This window comes from Saccharothrix australiensis, from assembly GCF_003634935.1.
GTDB classification, from domain to species: domain Bacteria; phylum Actinomycetota; class Actinomycetes; order Mycobacteriales; family Pseudonocardiaceae; genus Actinosynnema; species Actinosynnema australiense.
The window spans coordinates 7,278,880-7,292,829 of record NZ_RBXO01000001.1 but is presented as its reverse complement, the minus strand read 5'-3'; the positions used below and the strand labels follow the sequence as shown (position 1 = coordinate 7,292,829).

Genomic DNA, 13,950 nt, shown 5'->3' with positions numbered 1-13,950 from the left:
AACGCCCGGTGAGCACTAGGACCCGCAAAACGGCCGAACCCGCGGCCGATCCGGGTGGACGGGTGTCCACTGGCGCTGCCTCCCCCGTGTCCTGCGCTGCCGTTGACAGGTTAGTCGCGGACAGGTACCCCGGACTGCCTTTTCCTTTAATACGGGAGACGCTGTAACGGCGGAGTGGGTTGCACGGGTAAGGACCGTGACAGACTTGGGATCTACGACCGCTGCGGGAGGCATTGACCATGCGCGTGCTGGTGACGGGTGGGGCGGGCTTCATCGGCTCGCACTTCGTGCGGGAGGTGGTGGGCGGCGCGTATCCCGCCTATGCCGACGCGGAGGTGGTGGTGCTGGACAAGCTGACCTACGCGGGCAATGAGGCGAACCTCACCCCGGTCGCCGACGACCCGAGGCTGACGTTCGTGCGCGGCGACATCTGCGACCGCGAGCTGGTGGCGGACCTGATGGGCCGAACGGACGCGGTCGTGCACTTCGCGGCCGAGTCGCACGTAGACCGTTCGATCTCCGGGTCCGCGGACTTCGTGCTCACGAACGTCCTCGGCACCCAGACGCTGCTCCAGGCGGCGCTGGAGGCGAACGTGGCGAAGTTCGTCCACGTGTCCACCGACGAGGTCTACGGGACGATCGACGAGGGCTCCTGGACCGAGGACCACGCGCTGGAGCCGAACTCGCCCTATTCCGCGTCCAAGGCGTCCTCGGACCTGCTGGCGCGGGCGTTCCACCGCACGCACGGGCTGCCGGTGTGCATCACGCGGTGCTCGAACAACTACGGGCCGTACCAGTTCCCGGAGAAGGTCATCCCGCTCTTCGTGACCAATCTCATGGACGGCAAGAAGGTCCCGCTCTACGGCGACGGCCTCAACGTCCGCGACTGGCTGCACGTGGACGACCACTGCCGCGGCATCCAGCTCGTGCTGGAGGGCGGGCGCGCCGGCGAGGTCTACAACATCGGCGGCGGCACCGAGCTGACCAACCGCGAGCTGACCGAGCGCCTGCTGGCCGCCACCGGCCGCGACTGGTCGTCGGTGGAGCCGGTGACCGACCGCAAGGGCCACGACCGCCGGTACTCGGTCGACATCACCAAGATCTCCACCGAGCTGGGCTACGCGCCGCGGGTCGACTTCACGTCCGGGCTGGCCGCCACCGTCGAGTGGTACCGGGAGAACCGGTCGTGGTGGGAGCCGCTGAAGCAGCGCGCGGCGCTGGCGGGCTGACGGGTGATCGGACTCCTGGTGCCGGGCGGCCGAGGGCAGCTCGGGCACGACCTGGTGGCGTCGGCGCCGCTCGACGGCCTGGTGCACGCGCCGTCGTCGGCGGAGCTGGACCTGACCGACGGGTCGGTGGTGGCGGACGCGGTGGCGTCGTTCGCGTGGTCGGCGCGCGACGGCGGCCTCAAGCCGGTCGTGGTGAACGCCGCCGCGTACACGGCGGTCGACGCGGCGGAGGCGGACGAGGAACGGGCGCTGGCGGTCAACGCGCTGGGGCCGGAGCTGCTGGCGGCGGCGTGCCGCGAGCACAACGTGCCGCTGATCCACCTGTCGACGGACTACGTGTTCCCCGGCGACGCCGACCGGCCGTACGAGCCGGACGACGAGACCGGGCCGCGCTCCGCGTACGGGCGCACCAAGCTGGAGGGCGAGCGGCGGGTGCTCCGGACGTGGGAGCGGTCCTGGGTGGTGCGCACCGCCTGGGCGTACGGGGCGAGCGGGGCGAACTTCGTGAAGACCATCGCCAGGCTGGCCGGCGAGCGCGAGACGCTGTCCGTTGTGGACGATCAGCGCGGCTCGCCGACGTGGTCGCTCGACCTGGCGGAGGGGCTGGTGTCGCTGGCGTGCCTGGCGGTGCGCGGCGGTCCCGCGGCGCGGGTCCTGCACGCGACCGGCGGCGGTGAGACGACGTGGTGCGGCTTCGCCCGCGCGATCCTCGTGGAGCTGGGCGAAGACCCGGAACGCGTGCGCCCGTGCGGCACCGAGGACTTCCCGCGCCCGGCGCCGCGCCCGGCGTACTCGGTGCTGTCCAACGCGTCGTGGGTGGCGGCGGGGTTGAGGCCGTTGCGCCCTTGGCGGGAGGCGTTGAGCGCCGCGTTCGCGAGCCGCGCGGTGCCCTGAGGCGGGGTCGCGGGGTGCCCTGAGGCGAGGCGCGGGGTGGCCGGCGGGCGTTGTGGTCGTTGTGGTCGCGTGGGCCGCCGGCGTCAGGCGGTTTGCCAGCCCACGCAGGTCGGCCGTTGGCCGGTGGCGAGGAAGTCCTTGAGCGCCAAGGCGAGCGTGCCGACGGGCACGCCCGAGCCGGCCGGGTAGTCGACGTACTCGGAGCGGTACTCCGGCGAGTCCGGGTCACCGTCCAGAGTGGAGTAGTCGTGGTCCGGGTCGGCGTAGGTGAGGTAGCCGTAGCCGCCGTGGACGGCCGCCGCGACGTCGTGGTCCGGGATCTTGGCGCGGCCCGGCGCGCCGAGCAGCCCCTCGGTGTCGTCGAGCAGCGGTCGGTCCCCGTGCTCGACGACCGCCGGGCCCGCGCCGGGTTCGGCGAGGCGGCCCAGCAGGGCGTCCACGTCCTCCGGGGCGTCGACGGTCAGCTCGTCCGCGGTCTCGGTGCCGTCGGGGTTGGCGATCGGCCACACAGCCGTGAAGCTCATGGCCGGCATCATCCCAGTGGATGCGGTGAGTGACCACCTGGGACGCCCGGTTGGGCCGTTGGAGTGGAGCGGTCTCAACGCACTGGTTTTGCGCGCGGCCGGTGCGAGAACCTTTCCGTCATGTCCGACCACGGGCGACCCCCGGATGCCCCCGCACCGCGTTCCGATCGGGAACGCCAACGATTCCTCCGGTGCGTCTGCGCCTTGACGGGGTCGCGGCAGGTGTCGTGGAGCGTGCTCACCGGCACGCCTTCAACCCGGCCGGTGCGCACCTCATAGCGCCGGTCGCCAGTCCACGCAGGCCGGTCTGCGGGCGGTGGCGAGGAATTCGCACAACGCCGCGGTGAACGCCTCGATCGGCAGGCCGCTCCCGGCGGGGTATTCGTCGGAGTCGGAGTGGTACACCGGCGAAGCCGGGTCGCCGACCGGCCGGCTCGGCTCGTGGTCGTCGTCGGCGTACTCGAAGTACCCGTACCCGCCGGCGACGCCTGCGACCAGGATGTGGTCGGGTGCCGACTCGCCTTCGAATGTCAGCCGGGCACGGCCGTGGTGTTCGATCTTGGCGGCTTCGGCGGTGTCCTCGGCCAACCGCGCGACCAGCACCTCGACGTCAGCCGGGGTGGTCACCGTCATCCGAGCGCCGGCCCGTAGGTCCGTCTCGTCGTAGATGCGCCAGTACGCGGTGAAGCTCATCCTCGTCCTCGATATGTCACGCGGCTGCCATCGCTTTCGACCACGGTCGGTGTCGCACCGGGAGGGAGGAAGTACTTGAGTGTCTTATCGCAGGTAAGCGGTTCATCTCGGTCCATCGCGCCACGCCCGCACACCCCCCGGTCGATGAGCACCGTCTCGTGCGAGCGCTCCTCTTCCCGCATACGGACGGCGAGTTTCACCTCGATGTGTGTGGCGAGTCGGACCGCACGCCGCAGATGGGGCGGGAGAAGCTGAGGCGCTGCTGCCAACGCCTTGGCGTGCCACTCGTCTCCTGGGCCGCTTTTCACCACTGTCACGTCAGTCCCCGGCCCAAGCCACCGTCCTTGAGCTTGGGCACGAGGAAGTCCTGCCGGTATCGAGCGGCGGATCTGGTCGATGCGGTCGGGTGGGTGGGGTGGCGGGGGTGTCGGATGGGGTGGTGCGGTCGGGTTCGCCAGGCGGTTGGCGAGGGCGTGGAGGGTGTCGCGGAGGGTGATGGCCTGGAGCAGGAGTTGCTGGGCTTGTTGGTACGCCTCGGTGAAAGTGGCGACGGCCTGGCTCAGTTCGGGTTGGTTGGTGCCGTGTGCGCGACAGCGGCGAGAGAGGTCACCTGATGGCGGCGAGGAAGGTCAGCCAGGTGGTGCGGGGGAGGGTGAGGTGGCCTGCTTCGGGGTTCTTGCTGTCGCGGATGCCGACGACGGTGGGGGCGTGGGCCACCTCGACGCAGCTTGAGTTGCCGCCGCTGAAGGACGACTTGCGCCAAGTCCCGAAGATCAGTTCCGGCGTTGCCATTCGCTGTGTTCCTCCTTGGCGTAGCGGTGAAGCATGGCCAGCGAGTCCTGTTGGCTCAACGCAACACCACACAAGTGCTGGAACGCCAGCCTATACCGCTCTACGTCGGTTTCATCCTCCAAAAAGAGGGTGCCGGTCAGGTGGTCGATCGCCACCGTCCCGCAGCCGTCATCGAACCGGAAGCAGTCGAACGGCACGCCCATCGCCATGTGCTCGCCTTCGCGGGTGGGGATGATCTGGAACTGGACGTTGGGCATGGTGGCGAGTCCCGTCAGATGCTTGAGCTGAGCACGATGCACGTCCGGACCTGCCACGGCACGGATCAAAGCGGCCTCGGTGACGATCGCCCAGACGGCGAGGCTGAAGTCGAGCACGCGGTCCTGTCGTTTGATGCGGAGATCGGCCCGCTGCTCCAGCACCTCGTCGATGAGGTCGGGGTGGGCCGCACGGAGCACCGCGCGGGCGTACTCACGCGTCTGGAGCAGCCCCGGAACCAGGTCGATCTGGAAGTTCGACACGCTGACCGCGTCGGTCTCCAGGTCCACGAACTCGATGTTCTCGGGACTGGCCGCGTCGTCGTAGCTCTGATACCAGCCGCGTACCTTCGCGTTGCGGGCAAGCGACACGATGCTCGCGGTGGTGGCCTCGCTCGCGCCGTACAACTCGCACAACGCCCGCGCCTCCTCGGGCTTCACGCCGAGCTGGGCGAGTTCCATCTTGGTGACTTTGGGTTGCTTGCAGCCGAGACGGGTTGCTGCATCCTCGATGCTGATCCCCGCGTTGTGGCGCAATTGGCGCAGTCGGCGGGCGAGACGTCGTTGTTTCGGTGTCATGCCATCCCTCAAAAGCGTGAACTTCGGAATATCATTCCGATTCAGCTTGTGGGATGTTCGGTACGGCGGCAACCTATCAGGAGATATTCCACCCAATCGAGGAGGGGTTGTGGCCGTTCACCTGGTGCACGTAGGGAGCGACACGCCGATCACCGCGCACACCGATCGCGACTCGGAGACGGTCCTCGTGGCCGTCGGCCACGCGCCGGACCAAGTCCTGCTGAGCCTGACGGAAACGGCGGCCCACCGGCTGGTCGCGGACGTCAGCCGGGAGGTCGAGCCGTGCGACGACTGCGGGGGCACGGGTGAGCGGTGGTCGCCGATGGGCGTCGGCGCGGTCCGCCTGTCCGGCTGTCACTGCCGCGCGGCAGCCGCCAAGCGATAAGCCTCCACCGTCTTCTCCGCCGTCCTCCGCCAGGTGAACCCGGCCGCGTGCGTCCGCCGCGCCACCTGCTCCGCCGGCTCCGGCGGCGTACCCACCGAGTCCACCAGGGCCTGTCCCAGCGCCTCCGCGTCACCGACCGGCACGTGCACGGCGTGCCCGCCGGCCACCTCCCGCAGCGCCGGGACGTCCGTGCACACCACGGGCACGTTGCACGCCAACGCCTCCAGCACCGGCAGCCCGAAACCCTCGTCGCGCGAAGGCAGCACGAGCGTCGCCGCGCCGGCCACCACGCTGCGCAGGTCCACGTCGTTGAGGTACCCGGTGCGCAGCACCCGACCGTCCGCGCCGGCCCGCCCCGGACCGACCAGCACGAGGGGCGGCAGCGCCGGGTTCGCCGCGTGCGCCGCCAGCAGGGTGGCCAACCCCTTCCGAGGCCCGTCCGCGCCGACGAACAGCAGGTACTCGCCGGGCAGCCCCAAGCGCGCGCGGAGCCCCGTCGACGGTGGCCGCGCCGCGAACCACGCCGGGTCGACGCCCAGCGGCGTCACGACGACCTTGTCCGGGTCCACCTCGAACCGCTCCACGACGACGGACGCCACCGCCTGGGTGGGCGTGCAGACGACGTCCGCCCGCCGCGCGGACTTGCGGACCAGTTCGGGCAGCCGCCGGTCGGACGGCGGCAGGTCCTGCGGCGCGTCGAGGAAGGCCAGGTCGTGGATCGTCGTCACGCCACCGGCCCGGATCGTCGGCGGCAGCACGAAGTTCGTCGCGTGCATGACGTCCGTCGGGCCGGCCAGCAACTCGACCGGCGGGAACGGCCCGCGCAGCCAGCACTGGCGCAGCAACCGCGCCGACACCGGCAGCCCGCGCGCCACCACCTCGTGCGGCAGCACCGTCCGCAGGGCGCGCCACCCGCGCAGGGTGAACGCCACCGCCCGCACGTCGACGTCGTCCCGCATCGACGCCAGCTCCTCGGCCAGCGCCGACGTGTAGCGGCCGATCCCGGTCCGGTGCCCGAGGAGGGGCGTGCCGTCGATCAGCACCCGGAGCGGCTCAGCCACGGCCGCGCAGCTTCTTCAGCACGCGACCGGTGGCCCGCTTGGCGACCTCGCCGGCGCCGCCCTGGTTGAGGTACTCGCGCACCAGCCGCACGTCCCGCTGGAGCTTCTCCCGCGTGCCCAGCGGGCGGTTGCGGACCATCGGCGCGATGCCGGACAGGCGGTCGGTCGCGGGCCTCGGGTTGCGGCAGAAGTCGACCAGCGGGGCCAGGACCGACTCCCAGGTGTAGCGCTCGCGCACCTCGGCGATCCGCTCGCGGCACGCGGCGACGAAGAACTCGTCGTACAGCACCTTCTCCAGCGCCGCCGCGAGGGCGTCCGGGTCCTCGGACGGCACGACCACGCCCAAGCCCTCCTGCGCGACCAGGTCGGCGAACGAGTCACCGTCGGTCGTCACGATCGGCAGGCCCGCCCAGAGGTAGTCCAGCACCCTGGTCCGGAAGGCGAACGTCGTCTCCACGTGCTCGTAGTGCGTGGTGACGCCGCAATCCGCGTCCAGCAGCCAGTTCTGCCGGTCCTGGTAGGGCACCCAGGTCTCGTTGAAGAACACGTGCGACCCGACCAGGTCCAGTCGCTTGGCCAGCGCGCGGGTCTGCCCGGCGATGCCCATGTCCGGCACCTCGGGGTTGGGGTGCTTCATGCCCAGGAACACCAGCCGCGCGTCGGCGTGCTCGCCGCGCAGGCGGTCCACGGCGTGGATCAGGGTCAGCGGGTCGAACCAGCTGTAGACGCCGCCCGCCCACAGCACGACCTTGTCCCCGGTGGCGAGGCGCAGCGCGTCGCGCAGGCCCGGACCGGTGCGCTGGGGCGGTTTGGCGGACAACCCGAACGGCGCGACGGCCAGCAGCGACCGCACCGTGGGGTCGGTGTCGTACAGGGCGGGCGTGAGGCGGCCCATCGCCGCCAGGTGACCCAGCCAGAAGTGGCGCTGCCGCTCCGAGGCGCACAGGAAGAAGTCACCGCGCCGCAACTGGTTGTCGAGGACCTTCGTCACGCCGACGAGGTCCTTCTCGCGCTGCTCGTCGGTGTCGTCGCGGCCCTGTTCGAGCAGTTCCAGGTGCATCGGGTCGTAGATGTCGCACACGACGACCTTGGTCGAGCCCGGCGCCTTCAACTGCGGCAGGAACTCCAGCGCGTGGCCCTGGAGCACGATCACGTCGGCCCACACCAGGTGCGGGTCGACGTCGCGCGGGCGGACGCCCGACACGGTGAAGGTCGCGGGGGGCGGGTCGCACAGCGGGTTGAGGGTGACCAGGCGCACCTCGTGCTCGTCGGACAGCACGTCGGCCATGTTCCAGGCCCGGATCGCGGGCCCGGCCATCTTGTCGGAGATGGCGTCGCCGGTGATGATCAGGACGCGGCGCGGTCGCCCGTACAGCTCCTCGATGCCGAACACGTCCACCAGCACGTCGTGCGCGGCGAGGTAGCGTTCGAGCGGGTACGCGGGCTCCAACGCCTTGCGCATCAAGGGGACCAGGTCGGCGTCCGACACCCGGCGGGCGGCCTGCTCGACCCCGCGCGACTCGGCCAGCGCCGGCAGCAGCTCCACGAACCGGTCGATCGCCAGGAACCCGGCGAGCGCCTGGCGCGACACCGGCACGGGCGCGGCGTCGTCGGCCGGGTCGGCCGGGCGGCGGGTGATCTCCAGCTGGGTCGGGTCGATCTCGCCGCGCGCCGTGGCCCGGCGCACCACGAGCGCCAGCGCGGCGGGCAGCGCCTTGGCCAGGGTCTCGTCGGAGACGTTCTTGTAGAGGGCGGCGAGGGCGTTGCGCTCCAACAGGAACAGCTCACGGCTCGTGTCCACTGTGGACATCGAGGCGTGGTGCTTGTGGTAGGTGAGCGAGGCCGGCTCGTAGCGGACCCGCCAGCCGCGCAGGTTCAGCCGCCACCCGAGGTCCACGTCCTCGTAGAACATGAAGAAGCGCTCGTCGAACCCGCCCAGCTCGCGGAACAGCGCGGCGCGGACCAGCAGCGCCGAGCCGGTGCCGAACAGGACGTCGCGCGGGACGTCGTGGGAGCCGTCGTCGGGCTGCCCGGCGTGCCGCTTGTAGCCCATGCCGAACCAGGTCAGGCCGCCGTCCACGAAGTCGACGTCCCGGCCCTCCCAGTCCAGCACCTTGCTCGCCACCGCGCCGACGGTGGGCTCGGCGCGCAGCACGCGGACCGCGGCCCGCACCCAGTCCGGGTGCGGGCGGGCGTCGTTGTTGAGGAACGCGAGGACCGACCCGGTGGCGTGCTCGACACCCAGGTTGCAGCCGCCGGCGAACCCGAGGTTCGTCGGCGCGTCGACCACCACCGCCCGCGGGACGGCGGCCCGGATGCGCTCCGCGCCGCCGTCGCCCGAGGCGTTGTCGACGCAGACCACCTGGAGCTTGTCCGCCGGGTAGGACAGGTCGGCGAACAACGCGCGCAGGCAGGTGATGGTGTCGTCGGCCCCGCGGTAGTTCACCACGACCACCGACACGTCGGGCAGGCTCGCTCGCTCCACGCGCTAAGCCTGCCTCATGCCGCCCCGGCGCGTTCGACGCAGGGGCCCTATGCGCCGTCGGCCGGGTCGACCCCGGTGTCGCGGCGGTCCGGCCCGTCCTCGGGCGGCGGCGCGGGCAGGCTGTCCCGCCGCCACTCGACGGTGATCTTGACGTGCGCCTCGACCGCCGACTTGGCGACCACGAACGCGCCGCTCGCGCTGACCTTCAACCCGATCTCGACGCCGACCTTGTCGGGCCGCGGGGCCGACATGCCGCCGATCTTGCGGGCCACCGCCCCGGCCACCTCCCTGGCCCGCTCGACACCCGCCTCCAGCGTGTCGTCCACGGCTCCGGAGACGGCGTCCCACCGGCGTCCGGCGCGGACGGGGCCGTCGAACTCCTCGTCCAGCTCGAACGGCACGTACTCGCCCGACTCGGTGCGCACCTTGACGTACTCGACCACGTCGCTCCTCTCGACGGACCGGGCCGGCGAACGGCCCGGCGGGAGGGTCAGATCATGCCGGTCGCGCGGGCGGGGCGGAACGACGTGGCGCGACCGCGGTGAACGAGCCGTGACCGGCCTGCCCGCTACCGCCCGGCCCAGTCCCGCCACACGGTGGCGCGCGGCACCTCCGCGCGGCGGCCGATCGCGCCCCGCTGCGCCGCGGTCGACGGCAGCCGGACCACGACCTCCGCCAGCACCCGCAACCGGAGGGGTACCCGGAAGTTCGCCGGTTTCGGACCGCGCCGGGTCGGCAGCACGGCGGTGAGCGCCGCGAACCGGGCCAACTGGGTCAGCGCCACGCGCGCGGGCGCGCAGCGGAGCAGCATGAGGAGGCGGTTGCGCTCGTTCCACCGGTGGAACCGGGGCGAACCGGGCTCGGTGCTCGCGCCGTGGCGGTGGCGGACCCGCGCCGCGCCCACCGAGACGACCCGGTGTCCTGCCAAGCGCAGCCGCCACGCCGTGTCGGTGTCCTCGTAGTAGCAGAAGAACCCGGCGGGCACGCCGCCCACCGCCCGCAGCGCCCCGGTGCGCAGCAGCGCCGCGCCGCCGCAGAAGCCGAACACGTCGCGGCCGGCCGCTTCGAGGTCCGCGCCGTGGCCGTCGGCGGTCAGCGCCACGCCGACCGACTGGGTGGAGCCGTCGCCGCGCAGCAGGGTCGACGTGGCGGCGGCGGCCCCGGGTTCGGCGTCCAGGGCGTCCTCAAGCGCCGCGAGCCAGCCGTCCTGCGGCTCCGCGTCGTCGTTGAGCCAGGCGACGTACTCGGTGTCGACCTCGGGCAGCACGGCGGCCAGCGCGCCCGCGTAACCGAGGTTCCGGGGCAGCCGGACGGTCCGCGGCGCGCTGGGGTGGTTCGCGACCAGGGCGGCGGTGCCGTCGTCGGAGGCGTTGTCCAGCACGACCACCCGGTGCGGGCGCTGGGTCGCGAGCGCGTCCAGGCACGCCGTGATGTGGTCACGGCCGCGCCACGTCACCACGACCACCGTCGTGCTGGGGATCGACACGGCGTGAGACGGTACGCGACGTGCCGAACCTGGTTGTGCTGACCGAGCAGTTGCTGGCCCCGGTGCCGGGTGGCACTGGTCGGTACACGCGTGAGCTGGCCGCCGCGTTGGCCGTGACCGCCCCGCAGGGGTGGGAGGTGACGGGTGTGGTGAGCAGGCAGGCCGATGTGAGCGCGGCCGTGGTGCCGGGTGTGGCGGGTCCGCGTGTGCTGCCGTTGCCGCGCCGCGCGTTGATCGCGGCCTGGGAGCACGGCGTGCCGTACTGGCCCGGCGGCGACGCCGTGCACGCGCCCACGCCGCCGGCCCCATGACGGAGTCTGCTCCAGACGGAAGAGTTCGCCCTTACCGCGCTGTCGCTCTCGCCGGTCATCACGGCTGCCGACCTGCCGGGCTTCGCTCGGGAACGTGCGGAACGTGGCGCGCGGGTGATTCGACCGGATGGTCCGGAGGTGCGGATCGCGCTCGGGGAGGACGCGCTCGACCGGGCGAACGGCGGGCCGGACGTGCTTCGCCGGCAGCTCGAACACCTGCGGCAGGTCGCCGCGATGCCGAACGTTCGCTTCCGCGTGCTGTCCCGGTCGACGACAGCCGGGATCGTCCCAGCACTCGTCTGCCCTTTCACACTGCTGGAGGTCGAGTCGAAGACGCTCGCGTACGTCGAGTCGTTGACCCGCTCCGACTACATCAAGGCATCCGCGCCGTACGTGACGGCGTTCGAGCAGGCGTGGAACATCGCGATCTCCGAAGACGAGTCGGCGGCGATACTGGGGGACAGGATCGCTGACCGCAACTACAGCTAGGGAGCAAGCCATGTGGACGACTGCCACCGCCCTCCAGGGTGCACGGTGGCGCAAGAGCAGCCGATCCAACGGTGGCGGGGCTCAGTGCGTCGAACTCGCGACCGTCGGAAGCGGCACGGCCGTACGGGACAGCAAGAACGCGGAGGGGCCGGCGCTGATCTTTCCGCCGAGCGCGTTCGGGGCGTTCCTCACGGGGCTGAAGCGCGACTGACGATCACCGGGCGAGGCACCTCGGCTCGTCCGGGGTGGCTCGCCCTCTCGTAGCACCGGTACCCCGACCGGCATCTCCGCCCATCCCCGCGTCGCCGGGTCGGCTAGCCTCGCGCTCCACCTGACCCGCGCATCGAATCGACAGGTGTGACGTGCCGAACCTGGTTGTGCTGACCGAGCAGTTGCTGGCCCCGGTGCCGGGTGGCACTGGTCGGTACACGCGTGAGCTGGCCGCCGCGTTGGCCGTGACCGCCCCGCAGGGGTGGGAGGTGACGGGTGTGGTGAGCAGGCAGGCCGATGTGAGTGCGGCCGTGGTGCCGGGTGTGGCGGGTCCGCGTGTGCTGCCGTTGCCGCGCCGCGCGTTGATCGCGGCCTGGGAGCACGGTGTGCCGTACTGGCCCGGCGGCGACGCCGTGCACGCGCCCACGCCGCTGGCCCCGCCGCGCGGTCGGGTGGTGGTGACCGTGCACGACGTCGTGCCCTGGACGCACCCCGAGACGCTGACCGCCCGCGGCGTGGCGTGGCACCGGAAGGCCATCGGCCGGGCGGTGGGCCGGGCGGCGGCGATCGTCGTGCCGACCGCCGCCGTCGCCGCCGAGCTGCGCAGGCACGCGCCCGGACCCGTACCGGTGCGGGTCGTGCACAACGGGGTGACCCGGTTCGGCGCGGAGGAGCCGGTGCCCGACCTGCCTCCCCGCTACGTGCTCGCCGTCGGCACGGTCGAGCCGCGCAAGGGGTTCGAGGCGCTGGTGGCCGCGACCGCCGAGTTGGGCGTCCCGCTGGTGGTCGTCGGGCCGCAGGGGTGGGGCGGGGTCGACCTGCGCGCGCCGCACGTCCGGCTGCTCGGCCGGGTGGACGACGCCAGGTTGGCGTACGTGCTGCGTCGCGCGGCGGTGCTGGCCGCGCCGAGCCTCGCCGAGGGGTTCGGCCTGCCCGTCGTGGAAGCGATGGCCGCCGGGGTGCCCGTGGTCCATTCGGACGCGCCCGCGCTGGTCGAAGTGGCGGGTGGCGCTGGGCTGATCGCCGCGCGCGGTGATCACGCCGCGCTGGTGTCGGCGTTGCGCTCCGTGTTGTGGGATGCCGGGGTGGCGGAACGCGCGGTCGCTTCGGGTTTGGCCCGCGCGCAAGCGTTCACCTGGGCGAATGCGGCGCGTGAGGTGTGGTCGATCCACCTGTCCCTCGGATGGCCGCGTCCCGTTTGAGCCATTCCCCGGCAACCGCCGAGCCGCCACCCGTACTCTTCTGCGCGTGTCACCCGTCGAACCCAGCGTGCTGATCGACGCCACCGCCGTGCCCACGGACCGGGGCGGGGTGGGGCGGTACGTGGATTCGCTGGTGGCGGCGCTGGACGCGGACGGGGCGCGGCTGAGCGTGGTCTGCCAGCCCAGGGACGCCGAGCTGTACGGCAGGTTGGCGCCCCGGTCGCGGATCGTCACCGCCGCCGACGCCGTCGCCACCCGCACCGCCCGCCTGACGTGGGAGCAGACCTCGTTGCCGCGCCTGGCCGCCCGGCTCGGGGTGCAGGTCGTGCACTCGCCGCACTACACGGTGCCGCTGGCGAACCGGGCGGCGTCCGTGGTGACGCTGCACGACGCGACGTTCTTCACCGACGCCGCGCTGCACTCGTCGGTGAAGGCGCGGTTCTTCCGGGCGTGGACGCGGGCGTCGCTGCGGCGCGCGGCGCTGTGCATCGTGCCGAGCCGGGCGACGGCGGACGAGCTGGCGCGGGTGGCCGGCGCGGACCGGCGGGCCCTGCACATCGCGCAGCACGGCGTGGACACCGAGCGGTTCCACCCGCCGACGCCGGACGAGGTCGCGGCGGTGCGCGCGTCGCTGTCGCTGGGCAGCTCGCCGTACGTCGCGTTCCTCGGCGCGCTGGAGCCCCGGAAGAACGTGCCCGCGCTCATCCGGGGGTTCGCGCAGGCGTCGCGCGGGCGCGCCGACCCGCCGACGCTCGTGCTCGCCGGCCAGCCGGGGTGGGACAGCCAGGTGGAGCGGGCGCTGGACGCCGTGCCGCACCGCATCCGCGTGATCCGGGCCGGGTACCTGCCGTTCTCGCGGCTGGCGGGCTTCCTCGGCGGCGCCGAGGTGGTGGCGTACCCGTCGTTGGGCGAGGGGTTCGGGCTGCCGGTGCTGGAGGCGATGGCCTGCGGCGCGGCGGTGCTGACGACCCGCCGGCTGAGCCTGCCCGAGGTGGGCGGGGACGCGGTCGCGTACTGCGGCGTCGGCGCGGGCGACATCGCGGCGGCGCTGGGCGGGCTGCTGGACGACCCGGCGCGGCGGCACGCGCTGTCGGCGGCGGCCCTGGTGCGGGCGAAGGACTTCTCGTGGGCGACGTCGGCGGCCCGGCACCGGGTGGCCTACGAGCGGGCCGCGCGGGCGCACCGCCGCTGAGCCGCGCCCGACGCGGGCCGCACTGCCGACCGCCGGCCGCACCACCGACCGTGGGCAACACGACGGACCCCCGAGTCGTGCCCGGCCGCTGACCCGCCGACCGCCGAGTCGTGCCACGGTCGTGTGGATCTTTCACCCTCACGTGTGCGACACATACCCCAGGG

16 protein-coding genes and 1 pseudogene are annotated in these 13,950 nt (G+C 72.6%); 8 read left to right on the top strand and 9 right to left on the bottom strand.

The window, feature by feature from the left end; all coding sequences use genetic code 11:
- Nucleotides 1-239: 239 nt before the first annotated feature.
- Nucleotides 240-1,229, top strand: a complete 990-nt coding sequence (gene rfbB, locus C8E97_RS31045; protein ID WP_121009248.1) for a dTDP-glucose 4,6-dehydratase — start codon at nucleotides 240-242, stop codon at nucleotides 1,227-1,229.
- Nucleotides 1,230-1,232: 3 nt separating this feature from the next.
- On the top strand, nucleotides 1,233-2,123 hold the full coding sequence (rfbD, locus tag C8E97_RS31040) for a dTDP-4-dehydrorhamnose reductase (protein WP_121009246.1): 891 nt from the start codon (nucleotides 1,233-1,235) through the stop codon (nucleotides 2,121-2,123).
- 83 nt (nucleotides 2,124-2,206) lie between these two features.
- Here rfbD and C8E97_RS31035 read toward each other — a convergent pair whose 3' ends face one another.
- The 5 genes from C8E97_RS31035 to C8E97_RS31010 all read right to left on the bottom strand — a co-directional run bounded on the left by C8E97_RS31035 (nucleotide 2,207) and on the right by C8E97_RS31010 (nucleotide 4,965).
- Nucleotides 2,207-2,647 carry an Imm1 family immunity protein gene (locus C8E97_RS31035; protein ID WP_121009244.1) on the bottom strand — a complete coding sequence of 147 codons (441 nt, stop codon included), beginning with the start codon at nucleotides 2,645-2,647 and terminating at the stop codon, nucleotides 2,207-2,209.
- Nucleotides 2,648-2,920: 273 nt separating this feature from the next.
- Complete coding sequence (locus tag C8E97_RS31030) at nucleotides 2,921-3,340, bottom strand: Imm1 family immunity protein (protein ID WP_121009242.1); 420 nt, start codon at nucleotides 3,338-3,340, stop codon at nucleotides 2,921-2,923.
- Nucleotides 3,337-3,648 (bottom strand): DddA-like double-stranded DNA deaminase toxin, encoded by a 312-nt coding sequence (locus C8E97_RS36900; protein WP_425470685.1) that lies wholly within the window; start codon nucleotides 3,646-3,648, stop codon nucleotides 3,337-3,339. The genes C8E97_RS31030 and C8E97_RS36900 overlap by 4 nt, the downstream gene beginning before the upstream one ends.
- A 298-nt stretch (nucleotides 3,649-3,946) precedes the next feature.
- Nucleotides 3,947-4,132 (bottom strand): DUF397 domain-containing protein, encoded by a 186-nt coding sequence (locus C8E97_RS31015; protein WP_121009236.1) that lies wholly within the window; start codon nucleotides 4,130-4,132, stop codon nucleotides 3,947-3,949.
- On the bottom strand, nucleotides 4,114-4,965 hold the full coding sequence (locus C8E97_RS31010) for a helix-turn-helix domain-containing protein (protein ID WP_121009234.1): 852 nt from the start codon (nucleotides 4,963-4,965) through the stop codon (nucleotides 4,114-4,116). Before C8E97_RS31010 ends, C8E97_RS31015 begins: the two co-directional genes overlap by 19 nt.
- Nucleotides 4,966-5,074: 109 nt before the next feature.
- Here C8E97_RS31010 and C8E97_RS31005 point away from each other — a divergent pair, with 109 nt between their 5' ends.
- Nucleotides 5,075-5,350 (top strand): hypothetical protein, encoded by a 276-nt coding sequence (locus C8E97_RS31005; protein ID WP_121009232.1) that lies wholly within the window; start codon nucleotides 5,075-5,077, stop codon nucleotides 5,348-5,350.
- Here the strand turns inward: C8E97_RS31005 and C8E97_RS31000 are convergent.
- From C8E97_RS31000 to C8E97_RS30985, 4 genes are all read right to left on the bottom strand, one after another.
- Complete coding sequence (locus tag C8E97_RS31000; protein WP_246019280.1) at nucleotides 5,320-6,411, bottom strand: glycosyltransferase family 4 protein; 1,092 nt, start codon at nucleotides 6,409-6,411, stop codon at nucleotides 5,320-5,322. The genes C8E97_RS31005 and C8E97_RS31000 overlap by 31 nt on opposite strands.
- Nucleotides 6,404-8,896, bottom strand: a complete 2,493-nt coding sequence (locus tag C8E97_RS30995) for a glycosyltransferase (protein ID WP_121009230.1) — start codon at nucleotides 8,894-8,896, stop codon at nucleotides 6,404-6,406. The genes C8E97_RS31000 and C8E97_RS30995 overlap by 8 nt, the downstream gene beginning before the upstream one ends.
- A gap of 47 nt (nucleotides 8,897-8,943) precedes the next feature.
- A complete protein-coding gene (locus C8E97_RS30990) occupies nucleotides 8,944-9,339 on the bottom strand; it encodes a CU044_2847 family protein (RefSeq protein ID WP_121009228.1) in 396 nt (131 codons plus the stop codon).
- A gap of 125 nt (nucleotides 9,340-9,464) precedes the next feature.
- On the bottom strand, nucleotides 9,465-10,376 hold the full coding sequence (locus C8E97_RS30985; protein WP_246019446.1) for a glycosyltransferase family 2 protein: 912 nt from the start codon (nucleotides 10,374-10,376) through the stop codon (nucleotides 9,465-9,467).
- 26 nt (nucleotides 10,377-10,402) lie between these two features.
- Here C8E97_RS30985 and C8E97_RS30980 point away from each other — a divergent pair.
- The 5 genes and pseudogenes from C8E97_RS30980 to C8E97_RS30960 form a co-directional block, all read left to right on the top strand.
- Nucleotides 10,403-10,690: pseudogene (locus C8E97_RS30980) on the top strand (glycosyltransferase family 1 protein); the annotation flags it as partial.
- A gap of 9 nt (nucleotides 10,691-10,699) precedes the next feature.
- Nucleotides 10,700-11,182, top strand: a complete 483-nt coding sequence (locus C8E97_RS30975; RefSeq protein ID WP_281275497.1) for a DUF5753 domain-containing protein — start codon at nucleotides 10,700-10,702, stop codon at nucleotides 11,180-11,182.
- A 10-nt stretch (nucleotides 11,183-11,192) separates the two neighbouring features.
- Entirely contained in the window at nucleotides 11,193-11,393 is a 201-nt protein-coding gene (locus tag C8E97_RS30970; protein WP_121009224.1) for a DUF397 domain-containing protein, read from the top strand.
- Between the two features lie 151 nt (nucleotides 11,394-11,544).
- Nucleotides 11,545-12,594, top strand: coding sequence for a glycosyltransferase family 4 protein (locus C8E97_RS30965; protein ID WP_121009222.1), 1,050 nt, complete (start codon nucleotides 11,545-11,547; stop codon nucleotides 12,592-12,594).
- Between the two features lie 67 nt (nucleotides 12,595-12,661).
- Nucleotides 12,662-13,786: a glycosyltransferase family 4 protein gene (locus C8E97_RS30960; protein WP_121009220.1), complete on the top strand. Its 1,125-nt coding sequence runs from the start codon at nucleotides 12,662-12,664 to the stop codon at nucleotides 13,784-13,786.
- Nucleotides 13,787-13,950: the final 164 nt, after the last annotated feature.